Source organism: Rubellimicrobium arenae (assembly GCF_017916275.1).
In the GTDB taxonomy this organism is placed as follows: Bacteria; Pseudomonadota; Alphaproteobacteria; order Rhodobacterales; family Rhodobacteraceae; genus Rubellimicrobium; species Rubellimicrobium arenae.
Genome location: NZ_JAFMST010000009.1, coordinates 67,797 through 82,320 on the forward strand (window position 1 = coordinate 67,797; position 14,524 = coordinate 82,320).

Genomic DNA, 14,524 nt, shown 5'->3' on the forward strand with positions numbered 1-14,524 from the left:
CAGGGAGAGCGCAGATGAAGGTCCTCGTGCCGGTCAAGCGCGTGATCGACTACAACGTGAAGGTCCGCGTCCGCGCGGACGGCTCGGGCGTCGATCTCGCCAACGTCAAGATGTCGATGAACCCCTTCGACGAGATCGCCGTCGAAGAGGCCATCCGCCTCAAGGAGGCCGGAACGGCGACCGAGGTCGTCGCCGTCTCCATCGGGGTGAAACAGGCGCAGGAAACGCTGCGCACCGCGCTCGCCATGGGCGCGGACCGCGCGATCCTGGTGGTGGCCTCCGAGGACGTCCACCAGGACATCGAGCCGCTGGCCGTCGCCAAGATCCTCGCGGGCGTCGTCAAGGACGAGGCTCCGGGGCTCGTGCTGTGCGGCAAGCAGGCCATCGACAACGACATGAACGCCACGGGCCAGATGCTGGCCGCGCTCCTGGGCTGGGGCCAGGCGACCTTCGCCTCCGAGCTCAAGGTCGAGGGCGAGACCGCGACCGTCACCCGCGAGGTCGATGGCGGCCTCCAGGCGATCAGCGTCAGGATGCCCGCGGTGGTCACCGTGGACCTCCGCATGAACGAGCCGCGCTACGCGTCGCTGCCCAACATCATGAAGGCCAAGAAGAAGCCGCTCGAGGAAAAGACCCCCGCCGACTACGGCGTGGACGTCGCGCCCCGGCTGACGGTGATCAAGACGACCGAGCCCGCCAGCCGCAAGGCCGGCGTGGTGGCCAAGTCGGTCGATGAACTCGTGGACATGATCAAGGGCGCGGGGCTGGTCTGATGGCTGTTCTTCTTCTGGCGGACGTGAGCGAAGGCAAGCTCGTGCGTGACGCGGTGGCCAAGGCGCTCAGCGCGGTGGCCCCCCTGGGCGAGGTGCATGTCCTGGTCGCGGGCCAGGGCGGCGACGCCGCGGCGGCCGAGGCCGCCACGCTGCAGGGCGTGTCCAAGGTGCTTTTCGCGGGCGACCACGCCTACTGCCACGGCATGGCCGAGCCGACGGCGGCGCTCGTCGTGGGCCTGGCGTCGGGCTACAGCCACGTGGCCGCCCCGGCGACGGCGGATGCCAAGAACATCCTGCCCCGCGTGGCCGCCCTTCTCGACGTGATGGTCATCACCGACGTGACCGCGATCCAGGGCGCCGACACCTTCGAGCGGCCGATCTACGCCGGCAACGCCATCCAGACGGTCAAGTCCTCCGATCCGGTCAAGGTGCTGACCATCCGCACCGCGGGCTTCGAGGCGGCGCCGGCCGGCGGATCGGCCCCGGTCGAGGCCGTGCCGGGCGCGCAGGACCCGGGCCTGTCCCAATGGATCGAGGACCGCGTGGCGCATTCGGGTCGCCCCGAGCTCACCTCGGCCCCGGTCGTGGTCTCGGGCGGGCGCGGCATCGGCTCCAAGGAAGGCTTCGAGATCGTCGAGAAGCTGGCCGACAAGCTGGGCGCGGCCGTGGGCGCGTCCCGCGCCGCCGTGGACGCGGGCTATGCCCCGAACGACTGGCAGGTGGGCCAGACCGGCAAGGTGGTCGCGCCCAACCTTTACGTCGCGCTGGGCATCTCGGGCGCCATCCAGCACCTCGCGGGGATGAAGGACTCCAAGTTCATCGTCGCCATCAACAAGGACGCCGAGGCGCCGATCTTCCAGGTCGCCGACTTCGGCCTCGTGGCCGACCTGTTCACCGCCGTCCCGGAACTCACCGAGAAGCTCTGAGCGCCTCGGCCAAGGCGGCCGCGACGGGACCTTCCAGGGCGGCCGCCACCTCCCGGTGCGCGGCCGCCTTGCGATTGCCGCCACGCCACGCCACGGTCACCACGTCGCGCACCAGCGGGCGCAGCGCCTCCACCATCCGGTCCGTCACGAACAACGGCGCCGGGCCGAAGGGACCCGCCACCTCGTCGCCCTCGATCCGGAGGAGGATGACGCGCGATCCGATGCGGTCCAGGAACGCCTGCATCCGCGCCAACCAGGCCAGCCGCAACTCCTCTTCCACGATGTCGAAGCGGTCCGGGGCCACCTCGTACAGATGCCGCAGCAGGTGCCGGGTGAAACAGACCTCGGCCGTGTCGGCCTCGGGGAAGATCGCCCGCAGGGCCGGGGACACGCGCAGGAAGCGGTCGTTCCGGCGGGGATGCACCGTGTAGAGCCGGTTGGACAGGTTGGCCGCGCCCATGACCTCCAGCACGGTCACGTCCGCCGCCCGGCAGGCCGCCGGCACCACCGGATCGGCCAGGAAGGCCTCGACCGAGGCGTTGGCCTGCCCGAAGTTGACGCAGACCCCGCCCACGGCCTCTTCGACCAGCGCCGGGAACGGCCGGACGACCCCTTGGCCAAGCGTCGTGCTCCCCCCGACGAAGGCCGTGAACCGGCCCCGGAGCGGTCGCCCCGGCCCCCGGAACACGGCGCGCGAGGGCTCGTAGCGGCATGTCTCGTAACCCAACTCCGGACTGGCCAGCATCCCGCGCCCCATCGCCCTGCCATGAAACGATCACCCATGTGACAGGATGTCGGCCGATGCTTGCGAAATGGCTAAAGATCGGATTGTCGCGATTTCCCCGGCCTTGCACGGTCGCAGTCCCTCCCCCATGCTGCGGGGCGGCATGAGGGAGAGGGCGCAATGACAAGGGCCGAGGGCATTGAACGCGTGGGCGTCGTGGGCGCGGGCCAGATGGGCAACGGCATCGCCCATGTCTTCGCGCTGGCCGGCTACGAGGTGCTGGTCACGGACACCAACCCCGAGGCCCTGGCCGCCATCCCCGTGATCGTCAGCCGGAACCTCGACCGGCAGGTGAACAAGGGCGCGATCACCGCCGAGGCCAAGGCGGATGCCCTGGGCCGGATCCGCGCCACGCCCGACATGCCGGACCTCGGCCCGCTCGACCTCATCATCGAGGCCGCGACCGAACGCGAGCCGGTCAAGACCGCGATCTTCGAAGCCCTGGTCCCCCATCTCGCGCCGCACACGATCCTGGCGACGAACACCTCGTCCATCTCGATCACGCGGCTGGCCTCGCGCACCGACCGGCCGGGCAAGTTCCTGGGCGTGCACTTCATGAACCCCGTCCCGGTCATGCAACTCGTGGAGCTGATCCGGGGCATCGCCACCGACGAGCCGACCTTCGAACGCGCCCTGTCGGTGGTGCAGAGCCTGGGCAAGACCGCCGCCGTGGCCCAGGACTTTCCGGCCTTCATCGTCAACCGCGTCCTGATCCCCATGATCAACGAAGCGGTCTACACGCTCTATGAAGGCGTGGGCACGGTGTCCTCGATCGACCTGGCGATGAAGCTGGGGGCGAATCACCCCATGGGACCGCTGGAGCTGGCGGATTTCATCGGGCTCGACACCTGCCTGGCCATCATGAACGTGCTTCACGACGGCTTTGCCGACACCAAGTACCGGCCCTGCCCCCTGCTCACCAAGTATGTCGAGGCCGGCTGGCTGGGGCGCAAGACCAAGCGGGGCTTCTACGACTACCACGGGGACGCGCCTGTCCCGACCCGCTAGGTCCGGCGCCCAGCGGCGCCAGGGGCCCGGTCAGTCGCCTTCGCCGAACTTGTCGGCGACCAGGGCCTCGATCGCGTCGGCGAGCCGGTCCGCCTCGGGGCCATCGGTCTCGACCTCGATCTCGCTGCCCTTGCCGGCGGCAAGCATCAGGAGGCCCATGATGCTGTCGCCCGAGGTGGACATGCCGTCCTTGCTCACGGTGGCGCTGGCGTCATGCGCCTCCACCACCTCGACCAGACGGGCCGAGGCGCGCGCGTGCAGGCCCTTGATGTTCATGATCCGCAGGCGGCGTTGCGCCATCAGGTGCCCACCGCGCGGTCCAGATCCTCGCCCACCACCTGGCTGTCGATGTATTTCCGGCCCGCATCCATGGCGGCCGCCACCGCGTCCGGCACGGACTTGCGCCGCGACTTGGCCAGCTTGATCAGCATGGGCAGGTTCGCGCCGTACAGGATCCGGCGGTTCGAGGGGCCGCAGGCCCGCAGGCTCAGGTTCGACGGCGAGCCCCCGAACATGTCGGTGACGACGACCACGCCGTCGCCTTCGTCCACCGCATCCGCGGCGTCGCAGATCTCGCTCTGCTTCTGGGCCCGGTCATCCTCGGGCTGGATGGTGATGGCCTTCACGCCGGCCTGATGGCCCACCACATGCTCGACGGCGGCGAGGTATTCCTTCGCCAGGCCGCCATGCGCCACGATCACGATTCCGATCATCGGCGACACCCCGCAGGGGTCATGGTCCCGATACCGTTCATGCTGGCAGTCCCTTGCGGGCCAAGCTCACGTCCGACCACGTCATTGCCCTCGGGCCATTCCAACCCCGACCTCGGCCCGCCGTTCCAGTTCCCGATGCCGTTTAGACACCCGCCAACCCTCCTTCGCAAGGGCCTCGGCCAGCCTTTCGGCGACAGTGACGGAACGGTGTTGCCCGCCCGTGCAGCCCAGGCCCACCGCCAGATGCGATTTCCCCTCGTCCCGGTAGGCCGGCAGGAGCAGGCCCAGCAGGTCCATGAGCCTTTGGAAGAAGGCCTCGTAGCGTGGGTCCGCCTCCACATAGGTGGCCACCGCCGCGTCCCGCCCGTCATGGGGGCGCAGGGCCGCCTCCCAGTGCGGATTGCGCAGGAAACGGCAGTCCATCACCAGGTCGAGCCCCGGCGGGAGCCCCCGCTTGTAGGAAAAGCTTTCGATCGACACCGTCAGGGGCCGTCCGCCGGGCGGCGCGAACCAGCGGGCCACCTCCGCCCGCAGCTCGTGGGGGCTGAGGGCCGTGGTGTCGACCAGGATGTCGGCGCGCTCCCGCACCGGGGCGAGCAGCGCCCGCTCGGCCGCGATCCCGGTGGCCGGCGCGTCGTCGGGCGCCAGGGGATGCGGCCGGCGCGTTTCCGAATAGCGGCGCAGCAGCACCTCGTCCGAGCATTCAAGGAACAGGATCTCGACCGGCGCGCCGAAGGCCGTGGCGAGCTGCTCCTGGGCGCGGATCAGCGCGCCGGCGGAAAAGTCGCGGTTGCGGACATCGAAGCCGAGCGCCAGCGGCCGCTCGAGCGGCGGTCCCTTCGCCAGGCGCGGCAGGAAGGACAGCGGCAGGTTGTCGATGACCTCGTAGCCCAGGTCCTCCAGGGCCCGGACCGCCGTGGAGCGGCCGGCGCCGGAGGGTCCGGTGACAAGGGCGATGCGATGGCCCCCGTCCGGCGCGGCGGAACGGGGCAAGTGCGCGAGGGGGCGCGTCATGTTGGCCTCTGGGTGGCCGGAACGCTCCGGCCGGACTTCAGATATTGAAGGATTCCGGCGGCGAAATGCCCACTCTCGGGCTTGTGAACGCAAGGCAGCGGAACCCCGAGGATGACCTCCTCGCGCCAGGGCGGCAGGCGTTCCGGTTCGATCCGGTCGAGGTCCACCACAAGCGCCACCACGGCCTCCTCCACTGCGCGTGCCTCCAATAGGCCAAGCCCGCGCGCTTCGATCAAGCCCCGGATTGCCGCAGGGCAGCGAGCGATCACCTGACCGTGCCCTCCGGCCCTCAGCTCCGTGCGATCGTCCGCCACCAAGCGGGCGCCCCAGGCCATCAGCTCCAGCCCGAGCGAGGATTTGCCCGATCCCGACGCCCCGCGGATCAGCACGGCCCGGCCGCGCCAGGCGACGGTGGTCGCATGAAGGATCAGGGGGGCGGCCATGGGCGGCCTGTCAGACCGGCAGGCCCACGACGAAGCGGGCCCCCAGCGGCTCCGACGTGGGGTCGGCGTCGGTCGGGCGGATGTTCTCGGCCCAGATCACCCCGCCATGCGCTTCGACGATCTGCTTGGAAATGGCGAGCCCCAGCCCCGAGTTGTTGCCGAACTGCCCCGCCGGCCGCTCCGAATAGAAGCGCTGGAAGATCTTGGACAGGGACTCCTCGGGGATTCCGGGGCCGGTGTCCTCGACGACGACCAGGACGCGGTTCTCGCGCTGGCGGGCCCAGACGCGGATGGCGTCGCCTTCCTCGCAGAAGGACACCGCGTTGGTGATCAGGTTCACGAAGACCTGCGCCAGCCGACCTTCCAGCCCCTGGATCACGATCGGCTGCGACGGCAGGTCGGTGATGAAGTCGATCCCCTTGGCGCGCGCTTCCTCGCCCAGGAAATCCTCGAGCGAGCGCAGCATCTTGAGGAGGTCGAAGGGTTTCTCCTCCTCCTTGACCAGCTCGCTGTCCAGCCGCGACGCGTTCGAGATGTCCGACACCAGCCGGTCGAGCCGCCGGACATCGTGCTCGATGATCTCGAGCAGCTTCTCGCGCTGGTCGTCCCGCCGGGCGAACGGAAAGCTGCCGACCGCCGACCGCAGCGAGGCGAGCGGGTTCTTGATCTCGTGCGCCACGTCGGCCGCGAACTGCTCGTTGGCCTCGATCCGTTCGTAAAGCGCCGTGACCATGCCGCGCATCGCCGCCGACAGGCGCCCGATCTCGTCGGGGCGCGCGGTGAGGTCGGGGATGCGCACGCGGCGGGGCGCCATGCTGCGGGCGTTGGGCTCGCGCCCGGACTCGGCGGCGGCGGCCAGGTCGGACAGGGGGTTCGCGATGGTCGAGGCCAGAACCAGGCTGAGGCCGATGGACACCAGCGCCACGACCGAGAACATCCGCAGGACCTGCTCGCGTTCGCGGCGCGCCAGGGCATCCACCTCGCCCGCGGGGTTGCGGACCACCACGACGCCAACCGGCTGGCCGTCCCGGACCACCGGAACGGCGACGGTCAGGATCGTGTGCCCGTCCGCGTCGGTCAGGGTCTCGATCCGGGTGCCATGGGCCAGCGCGTGCTCCAGGAGCGCGCTCGGGGTGCCGCGCCCGGGGTCCTGCCCGCCGCCGCCCCACTGGGCCGCGTCGCCGGCCGGCAGCAGGTCCGCCAGCCCGTCCCAGAAGCCGTTGAGCAGGTCGGTGAGCAGCGTCTGCCCTGCCTCCTCGTCGAGATCCGGCACCGCCTCGCCCCGCTTCGGCGCGGCGACGGCCACGAGCTGGCGCTCGGCGTCGAACAGGAAGCCCTGCACCCCGCCGCTCAGACCGAGTCCCGCGAAGGCGGCGCCGACCTCGCGGGCCGCCTCGGTGCCGCGCCGCATCGGCCCTTCCCCCGGCAGGCGGGCGGCGACGAGCTGCGCCACCAGCTCCGCCTCGCTCACGAGGCCGCGGGCGCGCTGCACCGTGAGGCTGCTGCGGGACGGAGAGATCCAGAGCATCCCCGCCACCAGCAGCACCAGCGCGATCAGGTTGAAGAGGATGATCTTCCGCGCGAGCGGCGAGTGATGCAGCGTGATCAGGCTGTGCAGGCGCGACCGTGGCCCTGCGCCCTCCGCCGAGGAGGTCCAGTCGTCGCCCAGGATGACCTCGCTGGCCGACTCCGCACCCGTCTCGTGCTCCGGCGCCTCCGACCTGTGGGTCAGGGCCCGGAGCGCGTGGCGCACCGACTTCAGGTCCCGGACATCGACCGTCTGATGCGCCTCGTCGGGCCCGGAGGCCATCGCGTCACTCTTCGTTGTAGCGGTATCCGATGCCGTACAACGTCTCGATGGCGGAGAAGTCGTCGTCAACCATGCGCATCTTCTTCCGCAGCCGCTTGATGTGGCTGTCGATCGTGCGGTCGTCCACATAGACCTGGTCGTCGTAGGCCACGTCCATGAGCTGGTCGCGCGACTTCACGAAGCCGGGCCGCTGGGCCAGCGCCTGCAGCAGCAGGAACTCGGTCACCGTGAGCGAGACGTCCTTGCCCTTCCACTTCACCGCATGGCGCAGCGGGTCCATGACGAGGTTGCCGCGCACCAGGGTCCGGGTCTCGGCCTCGGGCTCGGCGGATTCGGGGATGGCGCGGGCCTCCTGGCGGCGCAGCAGGGCGCGGATGCGCTCGACCAGCAGGCGCTGCGAGAACGGCTTCTTGACGTAGTCGTCCGCCCCCATGCGCAGGCCCAGGACCTCGTCGATCTCGTCGTCCTTCGAGGTCAGGAAGATGACGGGGATCGACGACTTCTGCCGCAGGCGCTGCAGCAGGTCCATGCCGTCCATCCGGGGCATCTTGATATCGAGCACCGCCATGTCGGGCATGCGCTTGCTGAAGGCCTCGAAAGCCGACTGCCCGTCATTGTAGGTCTCGACCTCGAAGCCTTCGGCTTCCAGGGTCATGGATACGGACGTCAGGATATTCCTGTCGTCATCCACGAGAGCGATCTTCGACATCCGCGTCTCCCTCGACTGCGTGGGTGATTTCTTGTCGGTGTGGCCTCAGCCGGCTGTGTCACTTCTGCCCGAACGAATCAACCCTTGGATGTATGGGGCGACATTGTGTCCTGTCTCATCCTCTTGAACCCATCATTCTGGCTGAATCCAGTCCTTGACGCCCTAAACGTAAACAAGATCCTAACGCTGGTTGCGCTAACATGACAAGTGCTTGCGCTAACAGACTTTTTCCATTTTTCAGCTCTGCTATGTCGGTTGGACAGGCGCCGGTGGGGCGCCTTTGCAACAGGAGCGAGGACGATGGATCACGGACGCGTCAACCCGGCCATGCCGATCGAGGCGCAGGGATTTTCGGGGCTCGCGTCGGTCTATTACAACCTGCTCGAGCCCGATCTGGTCGAAGCCGCGCTCTGCGCGGGCGAAGGACGGCTGGGCCGCGGCGGGGTTCTCCTGGTCGAAACGGGCAAGTTCACCGGCCGTTCGCCCAAGGACAAGCACGTCGTCCGCCGCCCCGCCTCCGAGGACCAGGTCTGGTGGGACTGCAACGCGAGCATGGAGCCCGGGGCCTTCGAGCGCCTCAAGGCCGACATGCTGGCGCATCTCGAGGACCGCTCGGTCCATGTCCAGGACCTGTGGGCCGGCGCGGACGAGACGCTCCGCCTGAACATGCGGATGGTCACGGAACGCGCCTGGCACGCGCTCTTCGTGCGCCATCTGCTGCGCCGCCCCCCGCGCGAGGCGCTGGACAGCTTCGCCCCCGACTGGACGCTGCTCAACTGCCCGTCCTTCACCGCCGATCCGGAACGCCACGGCTGCCGCAGCGGCACGGTGATCGCCCTCGACCTCGAACAGCGGTGGGTCCTGATCGCCGGGACCGACTACGCGGGCGAGAACAAGAAGGCCGTCTTCACCATCCTGAACTGGCTCCTGCCCGACCAGGGCGTGCTGCCCATGCACTGCTCGGCCAACCACGCGCCCGGCGACCCGGATGACGCGGCGGTGTTCTTCGGCCTGTCGGGGACCGGCAAGACCACGCTGTCCGCGGACCCCTCGCGCGTGCTGCTGGGCGACGACGAGCATGGCTGGTCCGACCGCGGCCTCTTCAACATGGAGGGGGGCTGCTACGCCAAGACGCTGAACCTGTCGGCCGAGGCCGAGCCCGCGATCTTCGCCACCACCTCGCGCTTCGGCACCGTGATCGAGAACATGGGCTACGACGCCGAGACCTGCGAGCTCGACTTCGCGGACGCCTCGCGCACGGCGAACACCCGCTGCGCCTACCCGCTGGACGCGATCCCGAACGCTTCGGCGACCGGGCTGTCGGGCCATCCCCGGCACGTGGTCATGCTGACCTGCGACGCCTTCGGGGTGCTGCCGCCCATCGCGCGCCTCACCCCCGCGCAGGCGATGTACCACTTCCTGTCCGGCTTCACCGCCAAGGTCGCGGGCACCGAGCGCGGCGTCACCGAGCCCGAGCCCACCTTCTCGGCCTGCTTCGGCGCGCCGTTCCTGCCGCGCCGCCCCGAGGCCTACGGCAAGCTCCTGGCCGCCAAGATGGCCCGGCACGGCGCGGAGTGCTGGCTCGTGAACACCGGCTGGACCGGCGGCGCCTACGGGACGGGCCGGCGGATGCCCATCGCGGCGACGCGGGCGCTCCTGGCTTCGGCGCTGGACGGACGCCTGTCCCGGGGGCGGTTCCGCCGCGACCCGTTCTTCGGCTTCGAGGTGCCGGTCGCCGTGGAGGGGGTGGACCCCGCCCTCCTCGACCCGCGCGGCACCTGGGCCGATCCGCTGGCCTACGACGCGCAGGCCAGGAAGCTGGTGGGGATGTTCGCCCAGAACTTCGAACGGTTCGAGCGGCTCATCGACGAGGACACCCGCGCCGTGGCCCTGGGCTGAGGCGCGGGGGCGGCCCGCCCGGTGTCGGAGCCGGGCGGGTCAGGCCCCTGACAGCCGCGACAGGTCGTAGCCGTTGAAGTCCAGCATCTCCCGCGCCGCGACGGCCCGGTCGGGAGAGGCCTCGCCCGGCCGGTCCATGACCCAGCCGAACCGCCCATCCGGGGTGCCGACGACCGCCGTCCGGAAGTCGTCATCGACCCAAAGCACCCAAAGCTCCAGCCCGCCCTCTTCCCGGGGGACGAAGCGGCCCTGCCCGGCGGCCGTCGTCGAGACCCGCTCGGTCCCGCCCGGCCCAGCAAAGCTCCAGCCCGCGCTCGCGTCCGACCCCACCGCGATCGAGACCCGCGTCCCGGGGCTCGCGAAGGGCAGGCCGGGATAGGACTGCGCGATCACCCAGTCCCCCGCGAGATCCGAGGCCGTCCCGCGCAGCGTCGAGGCGATGGGCTGCCCCCGGTCGCGGAACGACGGCGCCGCGGCGGGCGGCGTCGCGGCCTCCCGCCCGCAGGCGGCAAGGAGGAGGAGCAGGGCAAGGGCACGGCGCATGGGGATCTCCGAATGGCGTCCGGCCAGCATAGCGGCTGCGGCGACGCGCTCCACCCCCGGGCCGGGCCCGCTCCGCAAAGGAAACGGGACCGGACCGGCGGCCCCGCCCCGGCCTCAGCGCCGGCGGCCGCCGCCCCTCGGGCGCAAGGCCGGCCGACCCTAGTAGGGCAGCGGATGGGCGCGGTTGACCTCGTCGATCCGCTTGGCGAGATCCGGCCCCACGCTCGTCTCAAGTCCGGCCAGGATGCGGGACAACTGGTTGGCGCTGGTCGCCCCGAAGATGGGGATGCTCGGAAAGGGCCGCGTCCGGTGCCAGGCCAGCGCCATGTGGACCGGGTCCATCCCCGCCTCGCGCGCGACGCCATGGTAGGCCGCCACCGCGCCGTCCACGCGGGGGCTGGCGCGTCCGCCCAGGTCGCCGTTCAGCGCCTTCCTCGACGCCGGGGGCAACGCGCCGTCCAGGTACTTGCCGGTCAACAGCCCCGCCCCCAGCGGCGAAAAGGCGAGCAGCGTCACGCCTTCGTTCACCGCCACCTCGGCCAGGTCGGTGTCGTACAGCCGCGCAAGCAGCGAATATTCGTTCTGCACCGTGCGGACCACCGGCGCGCCCAGCGCCTCGGCCCGGTCGATCCAGCGCACCGTCCCCCAGGCGGTCTCGTTCGACAGCCCGAACTCCCGGATCTTGCCCTCGGCCCGCAGATCCGACAGCTGCCCCAGCACGTCGTCCATGACCGACAGGTTCGCGGCCTTGTCCTGGCTCGACGGGTCGTAGCTCCAGTTGCGCCGGAAATGGTAATGGGACCGCGCCGGCCAGTGCAGCTGGTACAGGTCGATCACATCCGTCCGCAGCCGCTTCAGCGACGCCTCGCACGCGGCCTTGACGGTGCCGTCCCCGAACCCCTGCGCGCCCCGGATGGCGTTGTTCGGCCCGCAGACCTTGGTCGCCAGCACCACCTCGGCCCGGCGGCCGCGGGCGGCGAACCAGCGGCCCAGGAACTCCTCGCTCCGGCCCGCCGTTTCCTTGGTGACCGGGTTCACCGGATACATCTCGGCGCAATCCCAAAGCGTGACGCCCGCCTCCAGCGCCATGTCCATCTGGCGGTGCGCGTCGTCCTCGGGCGTCTGGTTGCCAAAGGTCATCGTCCCCAGCGCCCATTCCGACACCCGGACGCCCGACCGCCCCAGTTCCACTTGCCGCATTCCCGTCCCTTTCGCCTGGTCGCGCGGACCTTAAGGCGCCGCGCCAAAGGGGCAAGCGCCGGACAGGCAGGCGCCGGGCCGCCGCCTTGACCCGGATCAAGGTGCGCGGCCGATCCGGCAGGCTAACTTCGCCCCGACGCAACACGGAGGCTTCCATGCCGAACGACTTCACTGGACAGACCGCCATCGTCACCGGGGCCGCCTCGGGCATCGGCCTCGCCATCGCGCGGGAGCTGGCGCAGTCCGGCGCCCGCGTCATCCTGAGCGACCTCCACGAGGAGGCGCTGGCCCGCGCCACGGACGGCCACCCGGATGCCCTCACCAAGGCCTGCGACGTGGCCGACGCCGCCCAGGTCGAGGCGCTGGTGAACTTTGCCGTCGAACGGACCGGCGGCCTCCACCTCCTCGTCAACAACGCCGGGATCGGCGGCCCCTCGGCGCCCACCGGCGAATATCCCCTCGACGGCTGGCACAAGGTCATCGACATCAACCTGCACGGCGTCTTCTACGGGATGCGCTACGGGCTGCCCGCCATCGAACGGTCCGGCGGCGGCGCCATCGTCAACATCACCTCGATCCTGGGATCGGTGGGCTTCGCGGGCGCCCCGGCCTATGTCGCGGCCAAGCACGCCGTGGTGGGCCTGACCAAGAACGCCGCCATCGAGTATGCGACCCGGGGCGTCCGCATCAATGCGGTCGGCCCCGCCTTCATCCGCACCCCCCTCCTCGACGCCCTGGGCGAGGAGGCCCTGACCGCCATCGCCCAGCGCCATCCGGTCCAGCGGCTCGGCACGCCCGAGGAGGTCGCGGCCCTGACCTGCTTCCTCCTGTCCAAGGAAGCGAGCTTCATCACCGGCAGCTACCACCTCGTGGACGGGGCCTACACCGCCCAGTAGCGCAAGGCAGCGTTGCTCTAGCGGTCGCCGGAATCGGCCGCTACATGGGGGGCGCATCGAAAGGGCCCCCCATGGCGCGTCACCTCATCACTTCGGCCATCCCCTACATCAACGGCATCAAGCACCTGGGCAACCTCGTGGGGTCCCAGCTGCCCGCCGACCTTTACGCCCGCTACCTGCGCGGGCGCGGCCATGAGGTACTGTTCCTGTGCGCCACCGACGAACACGGCACCCCCGCCGAGCTGGCCGCCGCCAAGACCGGCGAGCCCGTAGCCGAGTACTGCGCCCGGATGCACAAGGTGCAAAGCGAGATCGCCGAAGGGTTCCGCCTGTCCTTCGACCATTTCGGCCGCTCGTCCTCGCCCCAGAACCACCGCCTGACCCAGCATTTCGCGGGCCAGCTCGACGCCGCCGGCCTGATCGCCGAGGTGCCCGAGCGTCAGGTCTATTCCGTGGCCGACGGCCGCTTCCTCCCCGACCGCTACGTCGAGGGGACCTGCCCCAATTGCGGCTACCCCAAGGCGCGCGGCGACCAGTGCGAGAACTGCACCAAGCAGCTCGACCCCACCGACCTGATCGAGCCCCGCTCGGCCATCTCCGGCTCGACGGACCTGGAGATCCGCGAGACCAAGCACCTCCACCTCCGCCAGTCCGCGATGAAGGACCGGCTGCTGGAATGGATCGACTCCAAGACCGACTGGCCCGTCCTCACCACCTCCATCGCGAAGAAGTGGCTCCTCGACGGCGAGGGGCTGCAGGACCGGGGCATCACCCGCGACCTCGACTGGGGCGTGCCCGTCCAGAAGGGCGACCAGCCCTGGCCCGGCATGGAGGGCAAGGTCTTCTACGTCTGGTTCGACGCCCCCATCGAATACATCGCCTGCGCCAAGGAATGGACCGACGCGGCAGGGCGCCCCGACGCCGACTGGGAGCGCTGGTGGCGGACCGAGCGTGGCGCAAGCGACGTCCGCTACACGCAGTTCATGGGCAAGGACAACGTCCCCTTCCACACCCTGTCCTTCCCCGTGACCATCATGGGCGCCAACACGCAAGCAGGGCAGGACTGGAAGCTCGTCGACTACATCAAGTCGTTCAACTACCTGAACTACGACGGCGGCCAGTTCTCCACCTCCCAGGGCCGCGGCGTCTTCATGGACCAGGCCCTCTCCATCCTGCCCGCCGACTACTGGCGCTGGTGGCTGCTCTCCCACGCCCCCGAATCCTCCGACTCCGAATTCACCTGGGAGAATTTCCAGGCCTCGGTGAACAAGGACCTCGCGGACGTGCTGGGCAACTTCGTTTCCCGCATCACCAAGTTCTGCCGGAGCAAGTTCGGCGAAACGGTGCCCGAGGGCGGCCGATGGGACGAACGCGAGGGGATGCTGCTGGCCGACCTCGCCACCCGTCTCCAGGCCTATGAATCCGCCATGGACGCCATCGAGGTCCGCAAGGCCGCGCAGGAGCTTCGGGCCATCTGGGTGCTCGGCAACGAATACCTCCAGGCCGCCGCGCCCTGGACCAGCTTCAAGACCGACCCCGACCGCGCGGCGATGCAGACGCGGCTCGGCCTCAACCTGATCCGGCTCTATGCGGTGCTGTCGCGGCCCTTCATCCCCGACGCGGCGCAGCAGATGATGGACGCCCTGGGCTCGGACGACTGGTCCTGGCCCGGCGACCTCGAGGAGGCCCTCCGCGCCCTCGCCCCCGGCCAGGCCTTCACGGTGCCCGAGGTGACCTTCCGCAAGATCACCGACGAGGAGCGGGCCGACTGGCAGACCCGCTTCGCGGGGGTCCGGACCTGACGCC

Annotated in this window: 15 protein-coding genes; 6 read left to right on the top strand and 9 right to left on the bottom strand. The window is 70.1% G+C overall.

Annotated features, from left to right (window positions below):
* Positions 1-14: 14 nt before the first annotated feature.
* Positions 15-773 carry an electron transfer flavoprotein subunit beta/FixA family protein gene (locus J3P31_RS15370; RefSeq protein WP_210529370.1) on the top strand — a complete coding sequence of 253 codons (759 nt, stop codon included), beginning with the start codon at positions 15-17 and terminating at the stop codon, positions 771-773.
* Positions 773-1,699, top strand: a complete 927-nt coding sequence (locus tag J3P31_RS15375; protein WP_210529371.1) for an electron transfer flavoprotein subunit alpha/FixB family protein — start codon at positions 773-775, stop codon at positions 1,697-1,699. The genes J3P31_RS15370 and J3P31_RS15375 overlap by 1 nt, the downstream gene beginning before the upstream one ends.
* Here the strand turns inward: J3P31_RS15375 and J3P31_RS15380 are convergent.
* Positions 1,683-2,444 carry a DUF6473 family protein gene (locus tag J3P31_RS15380; protein WP_210529372.1) on the bottom strand — a complete coding sequence of 254 codons (762 nt, stop codon included), beginning with the start codon at positions 2,442-2,444 and terminating at the stop codon, positions 1,683-1,685. The genes J3P31_RS15375 and J3P31_RS15380 overlap by 17 nt on opposite strands.
* Positions 2,445-2,603: 159 nt before the next feature.
* On the opposite strand from J3P31_RS15380, the gene J3P31_RS15385 reads away from it, so the two are divergent.
* Positions 2,604-3,491, top strand: a complete 888-nt coding sequence (locus tag J3P31_RS15385) for a 3-hydroxybutyryl-CoA dehydrogenase (RefSeq protein WP_210529373.1) — start codon at positions 2,604-2,606, stop codon at positions 3,489-3,491.
* Between the two features lie 30 nt (positions 3,492-3,521).
* On the opposite strand, the gene J3P31_RS15390 is transcribed toward J3P31_RS15385, so the two are convergent.
* The 6 genes from J3P31_RS15390 to J3P31_RS15415 form a co-directional block, all read right to left on the bottom strand.
* Positions 3,522-3,791 (bottom strand): HPr family phosphocarrier protein, encoded by a 270-nt coding sequence (locus J3P31_RS15390; RefSeq protein ID WP_210529374.1) that lies wholly within the window; start codon positions 3,789-3,791, stop codon positions 3,522-3,524.
* On the bottom strand, positions 3,791-4,204 hold the full coding sequence (locus J3P31_RS15395) for a PTS sugar transporter subunit IIA (RefSeq protein ID WP_210529375.1): 414 nt from the start codon (positions 4,202-4,204) through the stop codon (positions 3,791-3,793). Before J3P31_RS15395 ends, J3P31_RS15390 begins: the two co-directional genes overlap by 1 nt.
* An 81-nt stretch (positions 4,205-4,285) precedes the next feature.
* On the bottom strand, positions 4,286-5,218 hold the full coding sequence (gene rapZ / locus J3P31_RS15400) for an RNase adapter RapZ (RefSeq protein ID WP_210529376.1): 933 nt from the start codon (positions 5,216-5,218) through the stop codon (positions 4,286-4,288).
* Complete coding sequence (locus tag J3P31_RS15405) at positions 5,215-5,661, bottom strand: HPr kinase/phosphorylase (protein WP_210529377.1); 447 nt, start codon at positions 5,659-5,661, stop codon at positions 5,215-5,217. The genes rapZ and J3P31_RS15405 overlap by 4 nt, the downstream gene beginning before the upstream one ends.
* A gap of 10 nt (positions 5,662-5,671) precedes the next feature.
* Positions 5,672-7,471, bottom strand: a complete 1,800-nt coding sequence (locus J3P31_RS15410) for a sensor histidine kinase (protein ID WP_210529378.1) — start codon at positions 7,469-7,471, stop codon at positions 5,672-5,674.
* Between the two features lie 4 nt (positions 7,472-7,475).
* The gene (locus J3P31_RS15415; protein ID WP_210529379.1) at positions 7,476-8,180 is read right to left on the bottom strand and encodes a response regulator transcription factor; all 705 of its coding nucleotides are present in this window, start codon (positions 8,178-8,180) and stop codon (positions 7,476-7,478) included.
* Positions 8,181-8,480: 300 nt separating this feature from the next.
* On the opposite strand from J3P31_RS15415, the gene J3P31_RS15420 reads away from it, so the two are divergent.
* A complete protein-coding gene (locus J3P31_RS15420) occupies positions 8,481-10,079 on the top strand; it encodes a phosphoenolpyruvate carboxykinase (protein ID WP_210529380.1) in 1,599 nt (532 codons plus the stop codon).
* Between the two features lie 39 nt (positions 10,080-10,118).
* On the opposite strand, the gene J3P31_RS15425 is transcribed toward J3P31_RS15420, so the two are convergent.
* Positions 10,119-10,622 carry a lipocalin family protein gene (locus tag J3P31_RS15425; RefSeq protein ID WP_210529381.1) on the bottom strand — a complete coding sequence of 168 codons (504 nt, stop codon included), beginning with the start codon at positions 10,620-10,622 and terminating at the stop codon, positions 10,119-10,121.
* A gap of 159 nt (positions 10,623-10,781) precedes the next feature.
* Complete coding sequence (locus J3P31_RS15430) at positions 10,782-11,822, bottom strand: aldo/keto reductase (protein ID WP_210529382.1); 1,041 nt, start codon at positions 11,820-11,822, stop codon at positions 10,782-10,784.
* A gap of 155 nt (positions 11,823-11,977) precedes the next feature.
* Between J3P31_RS15430 and J3P31_RS15435 the strand changes: the two genes are divergently transcribed.
* Together J3P31_RS15435 and metG are read left to right on the top strand one after the other, a co-directional pair.
* Entirely contained in the window at positions 11,978-12,718 is a 741-nt protein-coding gene (locus tag J3P31_RS15435) for an SDR family NAD(P)-dependent oxidoreductase (protein WP_210529383.1), read from the top strand.
* 71 nt (positions 12,719-12,789) lie between these two features.
* Positions 12,790-14,520 carry a methionine--tRNA ligase gene (gene metG, locus J3P31_RS15440; RefSeq protein ID WP_210529384.1) on the top strand — a complete coding sequence of 577 codons (1,731 nt, stop codon included), beginning with the start codon at positions 12,790-12,792 and terminating at the stop codon, positions 14,518-14,520.
* Positions 14,521-14,524 lie beyond the last annotated feature (4 nt).